The organism is Segatella copri (assembly GCF_015074785.1).
GTDB lineage: Bacteria > Bacteroidota > Bacteroidia > Bacteroidales > Bacteroidaceae > Prevotella.
In genome coordinates this window covers 2,975,559-2,994,953 of the sequence record NZ_CP042464.1, presented here as the reverse complement: position 1 = coordinate 2,994,953, position 19,395 = coordinate 2,975,559, and the positions used below count along the sequence as shown (strand labels likewise).

Here is a 19,395-nt window from a genome sequence, read left to right as displayed (position 1 = left end):
ATAAAATTTGGTTAAGTGGCTGATTATCAGTAACTTTATAGTTCTCTAAGCTCAAAGTTATATGACATCAGAACCACTCAACCAATATACGGAAATATGCAGAGATGCTATCAAAAGTTCATCTGCAAAGTTAAGCAAAACTTTCGAGAGTCTACTCTTGGAAATACTTTTATTGTACATGACGATACAAAGAAAGATAAATTTCACTCAAATGGAGCGTTACGGCACCCATTGTGAGCAGACCTACAGAACGAACTTCAACCGTGGTCGTGCTAAATGCATAGACTGGGTGAAGTTCAACCTTGCCCTATGCCGACGTTACTTGAATATGGATGGTCTATTGGCTATAGCCATCGATCCGAGCTACATCAGCAAGTCGGGTAAGAAGACTCCGCATATCGGTACTTTCTGGTCCGGTTGTGCAAGTTCCATGAAGCATGGGCTTGAAATCATGGGGCTTGCACTTGTCGATGTCCATGCCAACAGTTGCATGATGCTGCGCGCCCATCAGACTCCATCTACTGGAGAATTGAAAATGCGTAACATGACTCTCGTGCAACATTACATAGCGGTCATCAAGCGTTATAAGAAGGATTTGTTGAAGGTCACCGATATTGTTGTCGCTGACGCTTTCTTCTCTATCCGTCCGTTTGTGGACGGAATCAAAGAGTGCGGTTTCCATCTTGTCAGCCGCTTCAGGGATACTGCGAGCCTATATTATGTGTATACGGGACCTCGTTCCAATAAGCCTGGACGTCCCAAGACACTTGACGGAAAAATCAACTACAAGAAACTTGACCTCACACGTATGGCAGAGTTGCATATTGAAGGACTTGAAGGCACAGCCTACACACTCATAGCCTATTCAAAGGCATTGAAGCAGAAAGTGCGCCTTGTCATTTGGGTTATGCCGAACGGAAAACACAAGCTTTTCTTCTCAACAAAGACATCCATGTCGGGTGAGGAAGTGTTGCGCACATACCGCTCAAGATTCCAAATAGAGTTTTGTTTTCGCGATGCAAAGCAATATACTGGTCTTACGCATTGCCAAGCAAGACACAAGAACCAGTTGGACTTTTCCTATAATGCATCATTCGCATCACAGAATGTTGCGAAAGTGATGATGAAGGAAAATGAATTGCCGTATTCCATGGCTTCTTTCAAGGAGATTATGGCAAGCACATACATCGCTAAATTAATTTTCAACAAGTGTCGGAGAATACCGAACCGAAAGTTAATTAGTCATACTATCAAAGAACTCTTTGGCTGGCAACGTAAAGCTGCTTAGCCATTATCTCAAATTTTAACGAACTATTGTTTATAACAAGAGAGAATGAAAGAATTTGGAAGAATGAAACGAATCCTTTTCGCTACCTCCCTGCTTGTAGGAGCAACCCTATGTGGAGGAACCAGTACCGCTATGGCTCAGCAGTCAAAGCACCAGACGGTAACTATCAATGCAAAGTCGATGAGTGTGAAACAGTTCTTCGCTGAAGTCAAGAAGCAGACTGGCTTGAACTTCATCTACAGTACAGATTTGGCAGCCAAGTTGCCACACATCACGGTGAATGCCACCAACCGCCCGTTGCGCCAAGTACTTGACGAGGTGATGAACAAGGTAAACTGCCGTTATGAGATTGAGGGTAATATCGTGACTATCACTCGCCGTATAGCAGGTGAGAGAGTACGTAATGTATCCGGTGTCGTCACCGATGAAAGTGGCGAGCCGCTGATTGGTGTGTCCGTATGCATCGACGACAGCAAGGTTTGCACCATCACCGACAGCAAGGGTTTCTATACCTTGAAGGTGCCAGCCAATGCTTGCACCTTAAAGTTCAGCTACCTCGGTATGAGCAATGCAGAATTACGTCTGGGAAGCGGTAGAGCACCTTTAAGCCGTAACATACAGATGGTTACCGACAATCAGCTTTCTGATGTTGTGGTAACAGGTTATCAGGAGATTTCCAAACCTAAGATGACAGGTTCTGTCACTACCATCACCTCAGCCAAATTGGACGAGCGTTACACCACCAACATCATGAACAACCTCGAAGGTCGCGTGGCAGGTCTTTCCACTTATAATGGAAAGATGACTATCCGTGGTACCTCCTCTCTCTATGCCGAAACCACCCCATTGCTGGTAGTGGATGGCGTACCTGTAGAGGGAAACATCGACGATTTGAACCCTTACGACATTGAGAGCGTAAACATATTGAAGGATGCCGCAGCCAATGCCATCTATGGTGCCCGTGCATCCAATGGTGTCATCGTAGTAACCACCAAGAATGCCAAGAAGGCAGGCAAGATTGACATCGACTTCGCAGCCAACCTCACGGTATATGAGAAGAAGAACGTAGATTATGCCGACAATTTCTATATGACTCCAGAACAGCAGGTGGATGCGGAGGCCAAGTATTGGGACTACTATTTCTTCCATAATGATGGTGAAGTGGCTGACCCTATCGTTACTACTGCTCAGTCAATCTCTATGGGTACCCAAGCGGTAACTCCTATCGAATATGCCTATTACCAGCGATCTAAGGGAGAAATTTCCGAGGAAGATTTGCAGAACCAGTTAGCTTCTTTCAAGAAGAACAACTATGCCAAGGAGTATGCAGATGCCGTATATAAGCAGAGAGTGATGCAGCAGTACAACCTCTCGCTTCGTGGGCGCAGCGATAAGTTCACCAACAACCTGACTATCAACTATAAGTATGACAACAGTGGACTGATCAATCATTTCGCCAATCAGTTTAATGCCCAGTATAAGGGTTCATACAATGTAGTCAAGTGGCTCACAGCCTCCATGACTATCAATGGTATCTATAGCAAGAGTAAGGAAGTAGGTTACGACAACAATAGCTACTATAGCGATATCTGGAAACAACCAGCCTATATGCCATTCTATAATGCTGATGGAAGCGTCAAAGGACAACACTATTGGTATGATGGCAATGATTACATGACCTTCGGTTCTCCTTTTGAGGATTTAAGTTCCAATCCAGTGGATGAGTATTACAATAACACCCAGGTTACCCGCCGTCAGTATATGCGCTATCATGGAGATTTGCTCTTCAAGATTATTGACGGATTGACTGCCAATGCCCAGTTTGTATATGAAACCAATCATAACACCGTAGAATGGAATGCAACACAAGATAGTCATGTGATGCGTACCATGCGTAATGCTTATTATTATCAATCTGCAGATGGCACTATCAAGAACTACGTTCCTACCACTGGCGGTCTGCTCCGTACTACAAATAGTGACGGACGTTATTGGACAGCACGTGGACAGCTGAATTATGCCAAGACCTTTGGCAAGCACGACATCATGGCGATTGCCGGCTTGGAATTCCGTGAAACCAAACTGACAGGTTCTAAGGCCTTAATGCTGGGTTATGACGACCAGTTGCAGACAAGCTCTACCCACACAATAGACTTTGGAACATTGAGTACCATGAACTATTCACCTCTTTTCTTTGGCGCATCAGGTGGTTACCCTGCAAGCCAATTTGTATTCGATCCTTATATCAAGGAAGGAATGGGAGTTGTTCCTGAGACTCACCACAAGTATGCTTCTGGTTATTTCAACCTCACCTATACTTATGATGAGAAATACAATGTGTTCGGTTCGTTCCGTAAGGACTATGCTGATGTATATGGCTTGAACGCCAAGTTCCGCGGCACGCCACTCTGGTCAGTAGGTGCAGGATGGTTGATTCATAATGAAGACTTCATGAAGGATATCAAATGGGTAAACTTCCTGAAACTCCGTGCCAGCTATGGTGTAACTGGTAACATCTATCAAGGTGCAACCAGTTATATGACAGCTACATCAGGAGAACTCAATCAATATACCAACTTGCCATACGGCACCATCGAAAGTCCTGCCAACCCTAACTTGAAGTGGGAGCAGAGCCGCACTACCAACATCGGTATCGACTTCGGATTGCTCGACAACCGCTTACGTGGTTCCATCGATTATTATAACAAGGCGGCAAAGGATGTGTTCTCTTATCGCACCCTCGACCCAACAACGGGTTTCACCTCTATGTTCGTCAACATGGCTTCTATGCGCAATCGTGGTATAGAATTGCAGATTACTTATGATTGGCTGAGAGGGGCAAGCCGTAAGAATTGGAGTTGGACCACCAACTTCACCATGTCACACAACAGTAATATTGTAACCGATGTAGAGAACCCATCAAACAGAGCATCCCAGTTGATTGAAAGACCATACGTCAAAGGAAAGCCATCCAGTGCCCTCTGGTCATACCGCTTTGCTGGCATCAGCGACCAAGAAGGCGAGAAGGGTCAATCTCTGTTCTACATTGAGGATGGGGGCAAATCTCACAGTGCAACAGGCAAAAGTATAAGCATCTTGGAATACTCTGGTCAGAGCGAGCCAAAGGTTATCATGGGTATGGACAACAGCGTAAGATGGAACGGATTCTCTTTCAGCATTCTGATGGCTTACTATGGCGGTCACATGATGAGAGCCTTGGCGCATAATGAAACATTCTCAAGCACCTGGAGCACCGCTATCGCCAGCTATTTCCTGAATGCATGGACGCCAGAACACCCAACAGATATTCCAGGCATTGGCAGATACGCCTCTACAACGACTGGCTCTGAAACAACCTATAGCAATAATGCTATTCATCATGCAGACTTCCTGAAGATCAGAAATATCGTATTGGGCTATGATTTTCCACAGGAGTGGTTCAGAGGAACAGGCATCAACCGCCTCTCTCTCCGCTTCCAGATAGACAACCCTAAGTATCTATGGGTAGCCAACGATGTGCATGTTGACCCAGAGACTCTTGGACTCCGCAATCCAAGTTCATACATCTTTGGTCTGAACATCAGTTTCTAATCTCTAGAATCATATAACATAAAAAGTAAGATCACAATGAAAAAAACAATATACAGTTTACTGGCAATCACAGCATTGCTGTTCTCATCTTGTGAGAGTTTCACGGAATTGGAGCCAAAGGGCAAGAACTTGCTTACCACAACCGACCAATTAGAAATGCTTCTCAACAAAGAGTATGAGGGATGTTCCTCTGATATGCGACAAATGGCTGGTGATATGATATATGCCTACAGCAATGTAGCAACAATCATCAGTCAGCCAGTTAAGACCCGCAACGTCATCATCTGGACTTACGATGAAGCCAATATGGACAAGATGGCAGAATTGACTTCCAGTGATCAAGACTACACTAATTTCTACGGCTACATCGGCACGATTGCCAACCCAATTCTCTCAAAGATTGATGCCGCATCTGGTACGGAAGCAGACAAGAAACTTTTGAAAAGCGAAGCCCTGACATTGAGAGCCTGGTCATTCTATATGTTGGTCAACAAGTTTGCCAAGGCTTACAATCCAGCTACAGCTGCTACAGATTCAGGAATTATCCTGATGACAGAGGATAAAGATATCCAGACTGCTCAACCTAAGAGTACGATTGAGGAAGTTTATCAGCAGATACTCAAGGATGCCAATGAAGCAATTGAGATAGATGGTCTTCCTAACTCTGCCGTTAACAAAATGCGCTTCAGTAAACCCGCAGCTTATGCCGTAAAGGCATTGGCATTGCTCAACATGCAGAAGTATGACGAGGCAGAAGAAGTGGCCAAGCAGGCTATCGACATCAATGGCACCATTAACAACTATAATACCTCATATCTTGGTAGTACCCAAGGTTATATAACAGGCGGGACTTATCCTGTTATCAATCGTGGCAAGAAAGGAACCGATGAGGATTATTTCTTAAATGGAAATTCTGAAAGCTTCAATGCTTACACCCCTACTACCATGGCAAACTTTGAGGACGGACATGCCTATAAGGACAAGATGAGCAATATGAATATGATGTATGATTACCTGATGGATGCCGGAGTAAGTATGCTGGGTGAAACTGGTTTCAATTTAACTTTTGATCTCAACTCGTTATGGAATGATGGTGGTCTTCGCTCTACCCAGATGTATCTCACCATCGCCGAATGCGAGACCCACAAAGGCAACTACGATACAGCCATGGAATATCTCGACAAGGTACGCGTAAACCGCATCGATCCTGCCAAGTATCAGCCCCTCAAAGGCACAGTCAGCACCAAGAAAGAAGCCATCAAGCACGTGAAGCAGGTGACCATGAATGAGGACATTTACTCTGTCAATATCTTCATAGACAAGAAGCGCTGGAACCAGTGCGATGGCTGGAAGCAGAACTATAGCCGCACACTTGCTGGAAAGACTTATACCATCACTCCAGACAGTAAAATGTGGATATTCCCATTCCCTCAGAGCGTGATAAACAATAATGGTAATATCACACAGAACTACAAAGAATAAGAAAACAATATACAAATTTCCGAAAACGAAAAGAGGTCAAGCAAAGCATTTCAACAAGCTTTACTTGACCTTTCTTTATCTCCCTTTACCTATACCGATAAAGCAGTCGAACCCTTTTTGTCTGCATCTTACAGGAATCCGGAGGATCGCCTACTGACTGGTAATGTGTAGTGAGAATATCGTGAGTGATAACCCCAAATCGTGATGGATGATAGATGATTACATAAAACTTATTCACGAATACGGCTGCATCGGGTTATAAATATGGCTGCATCGGGTCACGAATATGGCTGCATCGGGTTACAAATATGGCTGCATCGGGTTACGAATATGACTGCGTAAGCTAACGGAGACGTATCCGTTAGCTTATTGAGACGTATCCGTAGGCTTATCGAGACGTCTGCATCAGCTAACTGAGACGTCTGATCTCGCTTACTGAACTACTTGAGTTGCTTGATTGAACCACTTGAATTAGCTGACTGAACCACTTGAGTATTCTTCTTCATGTGCTTGCGTACAACCATAAAACTTTTTCAGCAACTTTTCCCGGAAGTATGGAAGAAGGCAGAGCAGAAGGCAAGCATGAGGCCAACACAGAAACAGCACAACGATTGCTGGCAATGGGACTTTCTGCCGAACAGGTTTCCAAAGCTACCCAGCTACCTTTGGAAATCATTAAGAATCTGAGCAATTCATAAACGGAGACGTAGATTACGAATATCTCCATATAATCAAGGGTCTATACGCCACCTGTTCTTCGTGGTATATAGACCCTTGTATTTTGCCGTTAGGCGTTATAATGATTGTTACTCAGCCCAATACCAGCCTTCTTCCAATTCTGGTTTATCATCGCCATTGCCTCCTTGACCCATAGTAGATGCTGCGAGGAGGGTGCAAGAGGTGATATTTACCACCTGCATCTCTGGCTTTGTATATTCTTTCTTTTTCATATCCTTTTGATTTTAAAATTCTTTACTTAACCATGATTTTATAAGTCTTGCTGCCACGCTTCACGATGTTCAGACCCTTCTGCAGACCATTGGTACGACGACCATTCGCATCATAGTATTCTGCATTGGCATCGTTGCTGATAGCGTTGAGGTTGTCAATGGCAGTAGTGCCATCACCCTTTCCGATGCTCAGCATGGCTGCTCTTGCCAGATATTCATTGGCAGGATGGATGTATGCACGCATCGGTTTGATGCCCACGCGATTGCCATCATCCAAGTCAGAGACACGCCAGAACTTATTCTTACCAATGATGTAGTCGTTTTTGTCAAGACCCTTATTGTCTTTGCCGCCAATCTTGGTGAATGAACCTACGAGGTTGACATCTGTGTTTGTTCCAGCTACAGTTGGGGCAGTTGCAATTTCTGCATTGCTTGCAGAAAGACTAAGTGATGTCTTACCCTCATTCATCTTGAAGAGCACCGGAGTGCCGGCAGGGATTATGCCCTCTTCATAACTCTCAAGAGTGATACAATCATTATCAATACCTGTAAGACTATAGAACTTACATTCTTTTACCTGGCTCTGGTCAATGGCGAAAGGCAAGCAGAGCGTTCCCCAGGTAGAACCTTTAGGGATATCTCGGCTATAAGAGATGGTCTTGGATATGAATGGCTCATAGTCCTTGAAGTCCTCGCCGTCGGCAAGTGTCAGATCTTCGGTAGCCACAAACTTGTTGTTTGCATCCTTTGTTACCTCGATGTTTCCAGCCTTGTCTGCTACATACTTATGCAGAGTACAGCCCTCGTTGCGGCAGTCCATGTGATAGATGTGTTTGTCGGCGTCATGTTCAGGACTTGCCAAGGTGGCAGACATTTGGTGAACCAGCACATCCTCAGAAGTGCTGTTGCTATATGAGGCAGCCGTATTGTCACAGTAACGGAATGATCCATTATATACTGTATTACCCTTTGTAGCTGTCAGTACAGGATAAGCATCTGTGCCTAGTTTCTGGTACCAAGCCAGTTCGCCTTCTGATGTACTTCCGTTGAGCAAATAAGCCACCTCACCGCTCTTAAACTGCTCTATGGACTTTCCCTCTGCCTTGCCACTCACATCTTTTCCGTTTATACCGCCTTTGGCTGTGTCACTAAGATAATAGCAATTTGTTAATGTACCATCATAGTTATAGTCATATCCGCACACGCCGCTGACGTGACTTTGTCCGCTGACAATGCCTCCATTAAAGCAATTTGTTGTTGTAACACCACAGCCATTTCCGCACACGCCGCCGACAAAAGTTTGTCCGCTTACAGTGCCTTCATTAAAGCAATTTGTTATTATACCACGCGAGTTTAAGCCGCACACGCCGCCGACAGAATTTTGTCCGCTTACAGAAGCTGTGTTATAGCAGCTTTTGATTGTGCCATTGTTATAGCCGCACACGCCACCGACTTGTTGAACATTATCACCTGTTCCGCTGACAGTGCCTTCATTAAAGCTGTTTTCTATTATTCCGCCTTTTTCATTTAATCCGCACACGCCGCCTATTGCTGCTAATCCTCTGACAGAACCTGTATTTTTGCAATCTCTGACAGTGCCATAATTCACTCCGCATACACCTCCCCCAAGCTCACTGAACTGAAAATATGAATCCAAAACTCCTACGTTGGAAATCTTGCCGTTGGCTCCTATGCTGCCAAACAAGCCAACATAAGATGAGGTAGGATTATTGAAATACAATCCGCTGATGGTGTATCCCTGGCCATCAAAGGTGCCAGTATATGAAGACCAACGAGCACCAATAGGTTTCCATTCTGTAAGGTCGCTTTTGCTTACCAGATTTTTATTTGCGTCAAGAACGCCTGTGTTCACGATAATGTTTGCCGTGAGGATTGCATTGGCAGATAAATTCTTTCCCCCCCGTCTGGAAGCGTACCATTCACCAGACCTGCAAACCAATAAAGTTCGGCTCGGTTACTAATTTGATATGGTTCGTCTACGGTGCCTTTACCTTCCGGTATGGCTAGAGGAATACTTTTCGCCAACATCATGGATGGCATAATCATGGTTGTCACGAACAAGAGCATCGTGAAAAACCATCTCGATTTTACAAAATTCTTTTTCATATTTTTTGTTTTTGAATTAATAATTTCTTGTAAAAATAAATACTTTTGCGCATTCAGCCAAATCTTGCCACTATGCAGCGGCATTATCCACCGAAGCACCTATTCTCTCATTGCCATCAGATATACTGTCATTCCCAGGATGATGACGAAAGCCTGTCCGAGAAACAGATAGATATAGAATCTTTCTCTCTTGATGAAATCACAGAAGCTGTAGCGAGCCTTGTAATTTTCATCAAGATATATCCTGTAGTCTTGAACCATGGCATAGCCCATGACTATGGCGAACAACAGAAGACACAATGCCACTATAAGAATAGCCTGTTCCTCTTTCATGAAAGTCTGAATTATATTTTCCATGGTGCATGGATAGTGTTTTTTTTCAAAAAAGGTGTCGCATTCCTCTGTTTAGGTGTCGCATTCCTATGAATGCGACACCTTTTTTAACGTATTTTTTCATTTCGCGATGTGTTTTCCTGGCATTTATCGAAAAATGGTTAATCCTACATTTTATCCTCTGCGGCTACATTTTCAGCCATTTTCTCCCGCCATTCGGCAGGAGTACAGCCATCCTTTAACTTGAAAATGCGGTACAGATAGGGGCAGGCAGAGAAGCCACAAAACGTACCTCGGCAAGCCAGAGGCGGAAGGTGGAGTTTAGGAATGAAGTGAAGTAGCGTGCCAACTCGTTCTTGGAAATATCCAGCGAGCGCGACAGGATAACCATGATTCAATATGGTGTCCCCCCGCCGGTGCGCCAGTCTTCCTGCTTCTCGAAATTCTCTTTCCGAAAGCCAGGGGTGTAAAGTTTCTTTATTCTGAAGTTTCGCAAGTTCACGACTCTAATAATTCATTCCGAAGTACCAGAGAGGGATGATGATTCCATGCCCCGTCTCTATATCGTCTTTTACGATACGTCCGTTTTTTACATCCTCTATCTGCTTTTTACCTTTCTTCCTTCCGCCAATCTCAAAGGTATAATCACCAATGGTAAAGTCGGAAACCCTGGAGGAAGTAACGTCTTGCTTTTCTCTCATCTGATTGTAGAAGAAAGTTTCCCTTATGTTTCCTATGTTGGGATTAGAGGTGAGTACTGACATCAGACTTGGGTTATCGACATAAACTTTTTCCACCTTCCCCAGATTGCGCATACCCGAAGTATCATCTCTGAGCAGACCTATCATTCCTGCACGCTCCAGATAGACGAGATAATCAGGCACGTTGTTCTTACTTACCCCTATTTCTGTGGCGAGGTTATCTACGCTTGGCTTATAGGGAGCCAACCCGGAAAGAATAATGAGCATACGCTTCAGCTTGCGTGCTGTTGAAGCTTTCATATCAGCATATTGCGGAATGTCAACTTCTACCGTCTGGTCTATCACCTGCAGCATTCTTTGCGTAAAATCTCCCTCTATGGCAAATGGGTAATAGCCATGGTCGAGGTACGCTCTGAAAACAGGCAATGGATGGTCCAACCCCGGAATCTCTACCTGGTGATTGAGTATTTCGTCGAGACTGAAAACTCTGGTCTTGATGCCTTCAAAAAGTTGCAAGTATTCCCTGAACGACAAGCCTTGCATCATATACATCAGCGCCCGACGACTCAGATCAGCTTCGCCCTTCTTGATATCCAAGACCGATGAACCGGTAAAGATAAGGTTCAGGGATGGGTGCATGTCGTAAATTTGCTTCAGTTCTCTGCTCCAACCGGCATACTTGTGAATTTCATCTATATAAAGATGTGTACCACCCTCCTTGATAAACTCGTCAGCAAAGTCAATCAAGGAATGATTTGAAAAATAGATATTGTCGGCAGACACATACAGGTGATGGCCTTCCTTAGACAGCTTGATGCGCTGAAGTATCATGGTGGATTTTCCAACACCTCGCGGACCAACGATACCTACTAATCGTCCATTCCAGTTGATTTCATCATATTTATATCTGATGAAATCAAGCGGAGTACGTTTCAATAACTCCGCCATGTATTCATAAAGTTTATTGTCTATCATATCTTGCTCTTTTAGATGAATATCGTTTAAAACTGCAGCAAAGATACAAATAATCCCTCAATGAGGGATGAATTCTTTCGAAAAGTTCCCTCATTGAGGGATGAATTTAATCATTTTTATCCCTCATTGGGGGATTTTTACACATTGCATTACCAAATGAGTTCGTGCCAAACTTGGCAAAAAACGCAAGTTTGGCACGAACTCAACTTATAGTTTCAGGAGTTTGGCAAACTCCCAGACTACAATACCGGCGGTGACACTGACATTCAGGGAATGCTTGGTACCGAACTGGGGAATCTCCAGACAGCCATCGCTCATATCCACGATGTTCTGCTTGACTCCCTTCACCTCGTTACCGAAAATCACGGCGTAGCCTTTGGAGAGGGAAGGGTGAGCCTCAGGCAGGTTCTGGAGCTTGGTGGAGCCTTCTACCTGCTCGATGCTATATACAAAGTAGCCTTTCTGCTTCAGCTTCTCTACAGCCTCTTCGGTAGTCTTGAAGTATTCCCAATCCACGCTGTCTTCGCCACCCAATGCCGTCTTATGAATCTCGACATTGGGAGGGGTGGCGGTGATTCCGCAGAGATACACCGCCTCTACACGGAAGGCATCGCAGGAACGGAAAACACTTCCTACATTATATAATGAACGCACATCATCCAGGACCACTATCAGGGGCAGCTTCTCGGCTTCCTTGAATTCCTCCAGGGTGAGGCGGTTCATCTCTATCGTTCTTAATTTGCGCATTATAATATACCTTATTATATATAATAGAATCAGAGGCGGTTAAGCCTCTGCCTCCTTGGTCTTGTAGGCAAGGGCGTACATGCGAATCTGCTTGATCATCGCCAGAAGACCATTGCTGCGGGTTGGACTCAAATGGTCTTTCAGACCAATTTTCTCTACGAAATAGAGGTCGGCATCCATAATCTCGGTTGGGGTATGACCGCTCAACACACGGATGAGGAGGGCGATGATACCCTTTACGATGAGCGCATCGCTATCGGCAGTGAATACGAGCTTGCCATCTACATAATCGCATTGCAACCATACGCGGCTCTGGCAGCCGTCGATAAGGTTCTGCTCGTTCTTGTATTTCTCATCGAGAGGAGCCAACTCGTTGCCCAAGTCAATGAGCATCTGATACTTGTCCATCCAGTCGGTGAAATCCTGGAACTCCTCTACTACTTCATCCTGCAATTCATTAATTGTTGCCATTATTTTATTTCTTTAATTTCGTTTACTGTAATCAACTTATAGAGCTTGTCGTTAGGGCGTACCTTATCTGGTACAGGGATGGAAACTCTCCAGCCCTGCTGCGCTGTCTCTACCGGTTTCAGGTCGTAGCGGATTTCATCGGCATGGAGATACATCACACCGGTGGTGTTACCCGTAATCAGCAGTTTCTCGCCCTTGTCGAAGGTAGATGCCTCTACGGCTACTTCTGCCACACCCAACTTAGAGAAATATTTCATCACCTTGCCCACTAGCACCTTCTTCTCGGTAGCTACGGAACCGTAATGCTTGTTCCATTCACCGAGAGTCTGCCCCTGGTAATAGCCGTCCCAGAAACCACGGTTGAAGACGGTGGCGAGTTTCTCATCCCACTCATCCTTCTTCTCCTCGGTAAAGGTTCCGTCGAGCACGGCAGCTATCGCCTCCTTATAACATTTCACTACGGTATATACGTATTCAGGACCACGGGCACGGCCTTCTATCTTGAAGACGCGCACACCGGCATCCATCATGCGGTCGATGAAGCGGATGGTCTTCAGGTCCTTCGGACTCATCACATACTTGTTGTCGATTTCAAGCTGGTTGCCAGTTTCGTTATCTGTAACAGTATAGCTGCGGCGGCAAATCTGCACACACTCGCCACGGTTGGCAGAGCGGTTGGCATTAGCGAGACTCATGTAGCACTTGCCCGATACAGCCATGCACAGAGCACCATGACAGAACATTTCGATGCGGATCTGCTTGCCCATAGGTCCGCAGATGTTCTGCTGCTCTATCTGCTCATGGATGTGCTTCACCTGGTCCATGTTCAATTCACGTGCCAGTACGGAAACATCAGCAAAGCGTGCATAAAACTTCAAAGCCTCTGTGTTTGAGATATTTAACTGTGTGGATAAGTGAACTTCCTCGCCCACTTCATTGCAATAGCTCATTACAGCCACATCGCTGGCGATGACGGCAGAGATGCCAGCCTCCTTGGCAGCATCGATGATTTCCTTCATCGTTGGGATGTCGTTATCGTAGATAACAGTATTGACGGTGAGATAGGTCTTGATACCATGCTCGTTGCAGGTAGCAGCTATCTCACGCAAATCATCGATAGTAAAATGGTTGGCTGAATGGGAACGCATGTTCAACTTGCCGATACCAAAGTATACGGAGTCGGCACCAGCCTGTATGGCAGCAGCCAGTGACTCGCGTGAGCCCACAGGTGCCATCACTTCAAATTCGTTTATCTTTGTATTCATGAATGCAATTATCTTTTTTCGGGTACAAAGTTACACCAAAATGAAGACAAAACACAGAAAAATGGAGAAAAAATGACAGAAATTCGATTATATTGACAAATCAATCGCGATTATTTGTCTATATTTGCCTATAAATAAGAATATATCCCTAGGATATACTTCTTTTTATATGAATCCTATCCAGTCTTACGGCTGGTATTATTAATCAAAGTGAAAGCAGATGAAGAATGTTTTTACCTCAGGAATGATTCTGTTCCTGGCAATGACCACAATGGTTAGTTGCACACAAGAAAACGTGATGCTTGAAACAACACCACAAGTCAAGAACCAAGAAGTAAGATTCTGCTTCTTCGAAAGCTCCATTGTACCTATCGGTCAGGATGAAGAGAGCAATCTTGCCAGAACGAGAGCCGACGGGAGCGAGAAATCGCTCAAGGATGCAAACCTCTACACAGATCTGCAAGTATGTCTCATTCCGAAAGGAGATGAAACTACTGCCGGCTATACCGTAAGACAGGAAAACTGGGATGCCGAATTCGGAAACGTCAGCCTGCAGGTGCCGGCAGGAGAATACACGCTCGTTGCCGTAGCAGCAAAAACTGATTTGCAGCAGGAAGAACGAATCGAAGTAAAATCAAGATATGAAATGACCTTTGCCAACAATATCGTACGCGATATGGCGTATACCCTGCAGGGTATCAAGGTGGAATCGGGCAGCAAAGCCGTAACACAGAATGTTTCGCTGAAACGTGCCGTCAGCTGTTTCAGACTGGAAGCTACCGACCCGATGCCTCTTACTACCAATACGCAGGATATCACGATAAGCGGAAGCTGCGGTACAGTGTTCAATCCTTCTACCGGATTCTGCAAAGAAAAGGCTACCATCACCCGAAGTTGGACTTTCGACCCCAAAGAATACCAGAACCCATACATCAAATTCACCCTCTACACCCTTCTGACCGACAATGATGTAACCGACATTCATATAACAACTACTGGAAAGGACAAAGAAGGAAAAGCAGTAAAGACCGTCAACTTTGACAACGTACACCTGGTTATCGGAAAGAAGACAACCTATACCGGTCCGCTCTACACCTACCCTAACAACATGTCGTTCACAGTCAACCAGCCGGAGATTCCAGCATCAGGCTATGACAAGAAATTTTAATAACCCATGGCGTTTTAAGAAAGATTAATGCCACAGATTAAAATCTTTTTTGTATTTTTGCGGCATGGAAAGAAAGAACATTATAACCATAGGACTCGCTCTGCTTGTATTCGCCGGCTGCGGATACAGACAGCAGCGATCCGGTATCTCAGAGACAGGTGGAGGCGAGGATTATCTTCCGGAGCATATCCACCTGATCAGTACTACGCCCGTCAAGGACCAGGGCAACAGCGAACTCTGCTGGGCATACGGCATGCTTGCCACCATCGAAAGCGAGCACATCATGAAGGGGGATTCCGTGAATCTCTCCATCGCCTACATAGCCCGCATGATGCTGGAAGAACAGGCACTGGAATATTACTTTGCACAGGGAAAGAAGAACATCAGCCTGCGCGGTACTGCCCCGATGCTGATACATTATATAGATAAGTATGGTGCACAACCTTACGACAGCTATGAAGATCCGAAGCACGTGAACTACAAGGTGCTCTGCCGCAAGGTGCAGAAACTGTGCGATGGCGCCATCTCGCAGAAAGCGGGCATCAGCCAGCTCAAGGAGGAACTGAACGACCTGTTTGACGCAGAAATAGGCTACATGCCTGCCAAGGCCGTACACATGCTGGGTGCCGAATATACCCCTCAAGAGTTTGCCCACAGCGTATGCTATCCCGAGGAGTATGTATCGCTCACCAGTTTCTCGCATCATCCTTACAGAGAATACTTTGCGCTCGAGATTCCCAATAACCGGATGCACGATGCCTATCTGAACCTTCCGCTCGACGAGCTGATGCTCCACATCAGGAAGGCGGTAGAAAAAGGACACCCGGTATGCTGGGAAGGTGACATCAGCGAACCTGGCTTCAAGGAACCAAGGAAGAACTGTGTAGACATACAGCCGATGGAACGCCCCGTGACCCAGGCATCGCGACAGAAGGAGTTTGAACAGCTTCGCACCACCGATGACCATGTGATGGAAATCATAGGTACCTTCATGAAAGGCAAGCAGAGATTCTACGTCTGCTGCAATTCATGGGGCAAGAACTGGGGCAACAAGGGACTCATCTACCTATCGGAAGACTATCTGCGCCTCAAGACCATCGCCGTATCCATGAGCGAAGAGGCATATCTGTACGACCGGTCAGTGCGATTAGTCGTACCTTACTCATCTCCCAAAGACAGCATAAACCTCCTCTATATATAATAAGGTATAAGCTTAACTATAATCAGGAATAAGCTCCCAAACAGGCTTCAGACATAAGAAATGTGTTAAAATGGTTGACATACATCAAATAGCTGTTAAATAGCACGTGTGTGCGCACACACGTAGTTGATTTATATCAAAAAAGAGGCTTTTTTATGTGATTTTCTCTTAAAACATTTGGTGGGTTCGGAAAATCGTCGTACCTTTGCATCGTCAATAAGACAAAAAGGTTATTAGGTTTTTAGGTTAAGATTGTTAGTTGTTTTAGGTTATTAGTTAGTTTAAAGGTAAATTTAAGATTGTTTATTCAGAGAAACGGTATTAGTTAAGGTAAAGAAAAGATTGTTTATTCAAGGACGACAAAAAGTTTAGGTTATTAGGTTTTTAGGTTTAAGATTGTTAGTTGTTTTTTTATTAGGTTTTAGTTTAAAGGTAAATTTAAAGATTGTTTATTCAAGGATTAACAGGATAATTTCAACAGGTGAGTTGAAGGTAAAAAGATCCAAATGTATGGGATAACCAAAGATGACGCCTGAGCAGAATTGCTGCTTCGGGCTCCGTAATGGAAAGGGTAACAAAAAGCCCTTGAGTTATGAGAAATTTGGGAATATCGTATTAGAAGAGCGCAATTTCGAAATCATTCGAAGTTGCGCTCTTTATTTTATCCCCTAGGTAAAGGAGCTAGGACATATGTATTACTACATAAAAACTTTGCCAAAGACTATAGCCATAACTCCTTAAAGTACTTAACTCATTTACTCCTAGACTGGAGAAAGTTCAGTTTGAGAAAAAATAACCGCCAAATTATTTTGTTTTACCAACGAAAAGTCGTAATTTTGCAGAAGATATATAAAGATAGGAAATTATGGCAAGACATCCTCTTTGGAACGAAGAATACTGGCTCCTGCTGTTGCAGCTGTACCAGAAGAAGCCCATGGGCGTGAAACCTCTCTATTCGAAAGGGATGGTCGACTTGAGCCTGGAACTGCATATTCCACCTGAGTTTCTGCACGAACAGATGTTCAAACTCAGAATGGTGACTCCGAGAATCAAGCGACTATGGGAGAAGTATGCCGATAAGCCACAGAAACTGAAGCGCGATATACAGCGCATCAGGCAGATGAACGGCTGCGGAAACGCCATACAGTTCTTCGAGGGAGTGGAAGTGAAGGAAACATTCGAGAAAAACTGGGAACCACTGGAAAGTGAACCATCGCTCACCCCCGTGAAACTCATCATCATCCTCGATCTCTACTTCCAGCTCACACCAATCACCATGGTGCCGGAAACACCGGAAATCATCGACCTGGGAAAACTCATCAGGACATCACCGAAGGTCATTGCCGAGGCGATGGGCGTATTCATGTACTGCGACCCCTATCTCAACCGCGAAGATGTGCTGATACACCCGCTGCTAGAAGCATGCAGCGACATCTGGCACCAATACGGAAACGGAAATCCAGACAGGCTTTACCAGCTTGCCAACGAACTAAAAGAATACTTTAAGTAATTATGGCTCAAAAACTCATACAGACACAGGCACAGAAGTTACAGCAACTTCAAAGACTTTCAGCCCAGCAGATGCTGCAGGTGAAACTGTTGGAAATGCCGCTCACGGAACTGGAAGACAGTATCAATGCAGAACTGGACGATAATCCCGCTCTGGAAAGCGAGAACCCAGACGACATGCTCAACGAGAATGTCGCCAATGATGATTCGCCCGCAGATGATGAGTACGACAACAGCAGCGATGAGGATGCCTACGAGGCTGAATCTGAAAAAGAAGAAAGAAAAGACGAACTGGACCAGGCACTGGAAAGCATCGGAAAAGACGACCAGATGCCTGACTACAATACAGACAGATACAACAACCAGGACAGCGCTGACTACGAAGAAATGGTTTACGGCGACACCACCTCTTTCTATGATAAGCTGAAGGAACAGATGGACATGCAGCCGCTCAGCGACAAGGAGAAGGAAGTAATGGAATATCTCATAGGTTCACTGGATGACGACGGACTGCTCCGCAAGGACCTGGACAGCATCTGCGATGAACTCGCTATCTATCACAACATCAATGTTACGGAAAAAGACATCGAGCACGTGCTCCATATTCTACAGACCTTCGACCCAGCCGGTGTAGGAGGAAGAAGTCTGCAGGAATGCCTTCTGCTGCAGGTTAAGAGACTGCCGAGAGGTGTGCTCCGCAAGACGATGGAAGAGGTGTTTACCGACTATTTTGACGAGTTTACCAAGAAACATTGGGACAAGATCAAGGCAGGACTGGAACTGAACGATACACAGGTAGAAACCCTGCAGGCAGAAATCAGAAAGCTGAACCCGAAACCGGGCGCATCGATGGGCGAAACAGAGGGAAGAAACATGCAGCAGATTACCCCCGACTTCATCATCGACACCAATGACGACGGAACGATTACATTCTCGCTGAACCGTGGCAACATTCCGCAACTGACGGTTTCGCCATCATTCACCGACATGATTGACACCTACAGGAAGCATAAAGACAAGATGAGCCGGAGCGACAAGGAAGCCCTGCTCTACGCCAAGGAAAAGGTAGACAAGGCACAGGGATTCATCGAAGCCATCAAGCAGAGAAGACATACCCTCATTGTCACCATGAAGGCAATTATCGACATACAGCGGCAGTTCTTCCTGGATGGAGACGAGGCTGACCTGAAACCGATGATCCTGAAGGATGTAGCAGAACGCACGGGACTGGACATCAGTACCATCTCGAGAGTGAGCAACGTGAAGTATGCCCAGACTAAATGGGGCACCTTCCCGCTGAAGTTCTTCTTCACAGACAGCTACACCACTGAAGACGGCGAAGAGATGTCTACCCGCAAAATCAAGATTGCCCTGCACGACATCATCGAGAAAGAAGACAAGAAAAAGCCAATCAGCGATGATGCACTTGCCAAACTGCTGAAGGAGAAGGGATTCCCTATCGCGCGACGTACGGTGGCAAAATATAGGGAGCAACTGGGCATACCGGTGGCACGACTCAGAAAATAAGATAGTGGTATGAGTCAGGAAGAAACCGGGGCCCACCACAAAATATTTGAGAGATAAAAA

Annotated in this window: 16 protein-coding genes and 1 pseudogene; 8 read left to right on the top strand and 9 right to left on the bottom strand. The window is 45.2% G+C overall.

Annotated elements, in window-relative coordinates; genetic code table 11:
• Positions 1-61 precede the first annotated feature (61 nt).
• From FO447_RS12395 to FO447_RS12380, 4 genes and pseudogenes are all read left to right on the top strand, one after another.
• Complete coding sequence (locus tag FO447_RS12395) at positions 62-1,288, top strand: transposase (protein WP_117664388.1); 1,227 nt, start codon at positions 62-64, stop codon at positions 1,286-1,288.
• Between the two features lie 45 nt (positions 1,289-1,333).
• Positions 1,334-4,879 (top strand): SusC/RagA family TonB-linked outer membrane protein, encoded by a 3,546-nt coding sequence (locus tag FO447_RS12390; protein WP_200756578.1) that lies wholly within the window; start codon positions 1,334-1,336, stop codon positions 4,877-4,879.
• Between the two features lie 36 nt (positions 4,880-4,915).
• A complete protein-coding gene (locus FO447_RS12385; protein WP_200756574.1) occupies positions 4,916-6,361 on the top strand; it encodes a RagB/SusD family nutrient uptake outer membrane protein in 1,446 nt (481 codons plus the stop codon).
• Between the two features lie 554 nt (positions 6,362-6,915).
• Positions 6,916-7,059 (top strand): annotated as a pseudogene (locus FO447_RS12380) (Rpn family recombination-promoting nuclease/putative transposase); the annotation flags it as partial.
• A gap of 108 nt (positions 7,060-7,167) precedes the next feature.
• Here the strand turns inward: FO447_RS12380 and FO447_RS12375 are convergent.
• The 9 genes from FO447_RS12375 to FO447_RS12335 form a co-directional block, all read right to left on the bottom strand.
• Positions 7,168-7,311 (bottom strand): hypothetical protein, encoded by a 144-nt coding sequence (locus tag FO447_RS12375; RefSeq protein WP_200756572.1) that lies wholly within the window; start codon positions 7,309-7,311, stop codon positions 7,168-7,170.
• 22 nt (positions 7,312-7,333) lie between these two features.
• Positions 7,334-9,184 carry a GLUG motif-containing protein gene (locus FO447_RS12370; protein ID WP_200756570.1) on the bottom strand — a complete coding sequence of 617 codons (1,851 nt, stop codon included), beginning with the start codon at positions 9,182-9,184 and terminating at the stop codon, positions 7,334-7,336.
• On the bottom strand, positions 9,181-9,438 hold the full coding sequence (locus FO447_RS12365; protein WP_200756569.1) for a hypothetical protein: 258 nt from the start codon (positions 9,436-9,438) through the stop codon (positions 9,181-9,183). The genes FO447_RS12370 and FO447_RS12365 overlap by 4 nt, the downstream gene beginning before the upstream one ends.
• A gap of 99 nt (positions 9,439-9,537) precedes the next feature.
• Entirely contained in the window at positions 9,538-9,795 is a 258-nt protein-coding gene (locus tag FO447_RS12360) for a hypothetical protein (protein WP_200756567.1), read from the bottom strand.
• A gap of 214 nt (positions 9,796-10,009) precedes the next feature.
• Positions 10,010-10,162 (bottom strand): hypothetical protein, encoded by a 153-nt coding sequence (locus tag FO447_RS12355; protein ID WP_200756565.1) that lies wholly within the window; start codon positions 10,160-10,162, stop codon positions 10,010-10,012.
• A gap of 115 nt (positions 10,163-10,277) precedes the next feature.
• On the bottom strand, positions 10,278-11,447 hold the full coding sequence (locus FO447_RS12350; protein ID WP_200756563.1) for an ATP-binding protein: 1,170 nt from the start codon (positions 11,445-11,447) through the stop codon (positions 10,278-10,280).
• 207 nt (positions 11,448-11,654) lie between these two features.
• Positions 11,655-12,194, bottom strand: a complete 540-nt coding sequence (locus FO447_RS12345; RefSeq protein ID WP_022120523.1) for an RNA methyltransferase — start codon at positions 12,192-12,194, stop codon at positions 11,655-11,657.
• Between the two features lie 39 nt (positions 12,195-12,233).
• Positions 12,234-12,665: a SufE family protein gene (locus tag FO447_RS12340; RefSeq protein WP_006848257.1), complete on the bottom strand. Its 432-nt coding sequence runs from the start codon at positions 12,663-12,665 to the stop codon at positions 12,234-12,236.
• Entirely contained in the window at positions 12,665-13,930 is a 1,266-nt protein-coding gene (locus tag FO447_RS12335) for a peptidase U32 family protein (RefSeq protein ID WP_006848256.1), read from the bottom strand. Before FO447_RS12335 ends, FO447_RS12340 begins: the two co-directional genes overlap by 1 nt.
• 220 nt (positions 13,931-14,150) lie before the next feature.
• On the opposite strand from FO447_RS12335, the gene FO447_RS12330 reads away from it, so the two are divergent.
• From FO447_RS12330 to rpoN, 4 genes are all read left to right on the top strand, one after another.
• Positions 14,151-15,098, top strand: a complete 948-nt coding sequence (locus tag FO447_RS12330; RefSeq protein WP_200756561.1) for a hypothetical protein — start codon at positions 14,151-14,153, stop codon at positions 15,096-15,098.
• Positions 15,099-15,162: 64 nt separating this feature from the next.
• A complete protein-coding gene (locus FO447_RS12325; RefSeq protein WP_200756559.1) occupies positions 15,163-16,299 on the top strand; it encodes a C1 family peptidase in 1,137 nt (378 codons plus the stop codon).
• 865 nt (positions 16,300-17,164) lie between these two features.
• Positions 17,165-17,809, top strand: coding sequence for a hypothetical protein (locus tag FO447_RS12320; protein ID WP_022120516.1), 645 nt, complete (start codon positions 17,165-17,167; stop codon positions 17,807-17,809).
• A 2-nt stretch (positions 17,810-17,811) separates the two neighbouring features.
• On the top strand, positions 17,812-19,335 hold the full coding sequence (gene rpoN / locus FO447_RS12315; protein WP_119227806.1) for an RNA polymerase factor sigma-54: 1,524 nt from the start codon (positions 17,812-17,814) through the stop codon (positions 19,333-19,335).
• The last annotated feature ends 60 nt before the right edge of the window (positions 19,336-19,395 follow it).

Coding starts and splice junctions, on each gene's coding strand:
- FO447_RS12395 (WP_117664388.1), top strand. CDS start 62: ATGACATCAGAACCACTCAACCAATATACGGAAATATGCAGAGATGCT.
- FO447_RS12390 (WP_200756578.1), top strand. CDS start 1,334: ATGAAAGAATTTGGAAGAATGAAACGAATCCTTTTCGCTACCTCCCTG.
- FO447_RS12385 (WP_200756574.1), top strand. CDS start 4,916: ATGAAAAAAACAATATACAGTTTACTGGCAATCACAGCATTGCTGTTC.
- FO447_RS12375 (WP_200756572.1), bottom strand. CDS start 7,311: ATGAAAAAGAAAGAATATACAAAGCCAGAGATGCAGGTGGTAAATATC.
- FO447_RS12365 (WP_200756569.1), bottom strand. CDS start 9,438: ATGAAAAAGAATTTTGTAAAATCGAGATGGTTTTTCACGATGCTCTTG.
- FO447_RS12360 (WP_200756567.1), bottom strand. CDS start 9,795: ATGGAAAATATAATTCAGACTTTCATGAAAGAGGAACAGGCTATTCTT.
- FO447_RS12355 (WP_200756565.1), bottom strand. CDS start 10,162: ATGGTTATCCTGTCGCGCTCGCTGGATATTTCCAAGAACGAGTTGGCA.
- FO447_RS12350 (WP_200756563.1), bottom strand. CDS start 11,447: ATGATAGACAATAAACTTTATGAATACATGGCGGAGTTATTGAAACGT.
- FO447_RS12345 (WP_022120523.1), bottom strand. CDS start 12,194: ATGCGCAAATTAAGAACGATAGAGATGAACCGCCTCACCCTGGAGGAA.
- FO447_RS12340 (WP_006848257.1), bottom strand. CDS start 12,665: ATGGCAACAATTAATGAATTGCAGGATGAAGTAGTAGAGGAGTTCCAG.
- FO447_RS12335 (WP_006848256.1), bottom strand. CDS start 13,930: ATGAATACAAAGATAAACGAATTTGAAGTGATGGCACCTGTGGGCTCA.
- FO447_RS12330 (WP_200756561.1), top strand. CDS start 14,151: ATGAAGAATGTTTTTACCTCAGGAATGATTCTGTTCCTGGCAATGACC.
- FO447_RS12325 (WP_200756559.1), top strand. CDS start 15,163: ATGGAAAGAAAGAACATTATAACCATAGGACTCGCTCTGCTTGTATTC.
- FO447_RS12320 (WP_022120516.1), top strand. CDS start 17,165: ATGGCAAGACATCCTCTTTGGAACGAAGAATACTGGCTCCTGCTGTTG.
- rpoN (WP_119227806.1), top strand. CDS start 17,812: ATGGCTCAAAAACTCATACAGACACAGGCACAGAAGTTACAGCAACTT.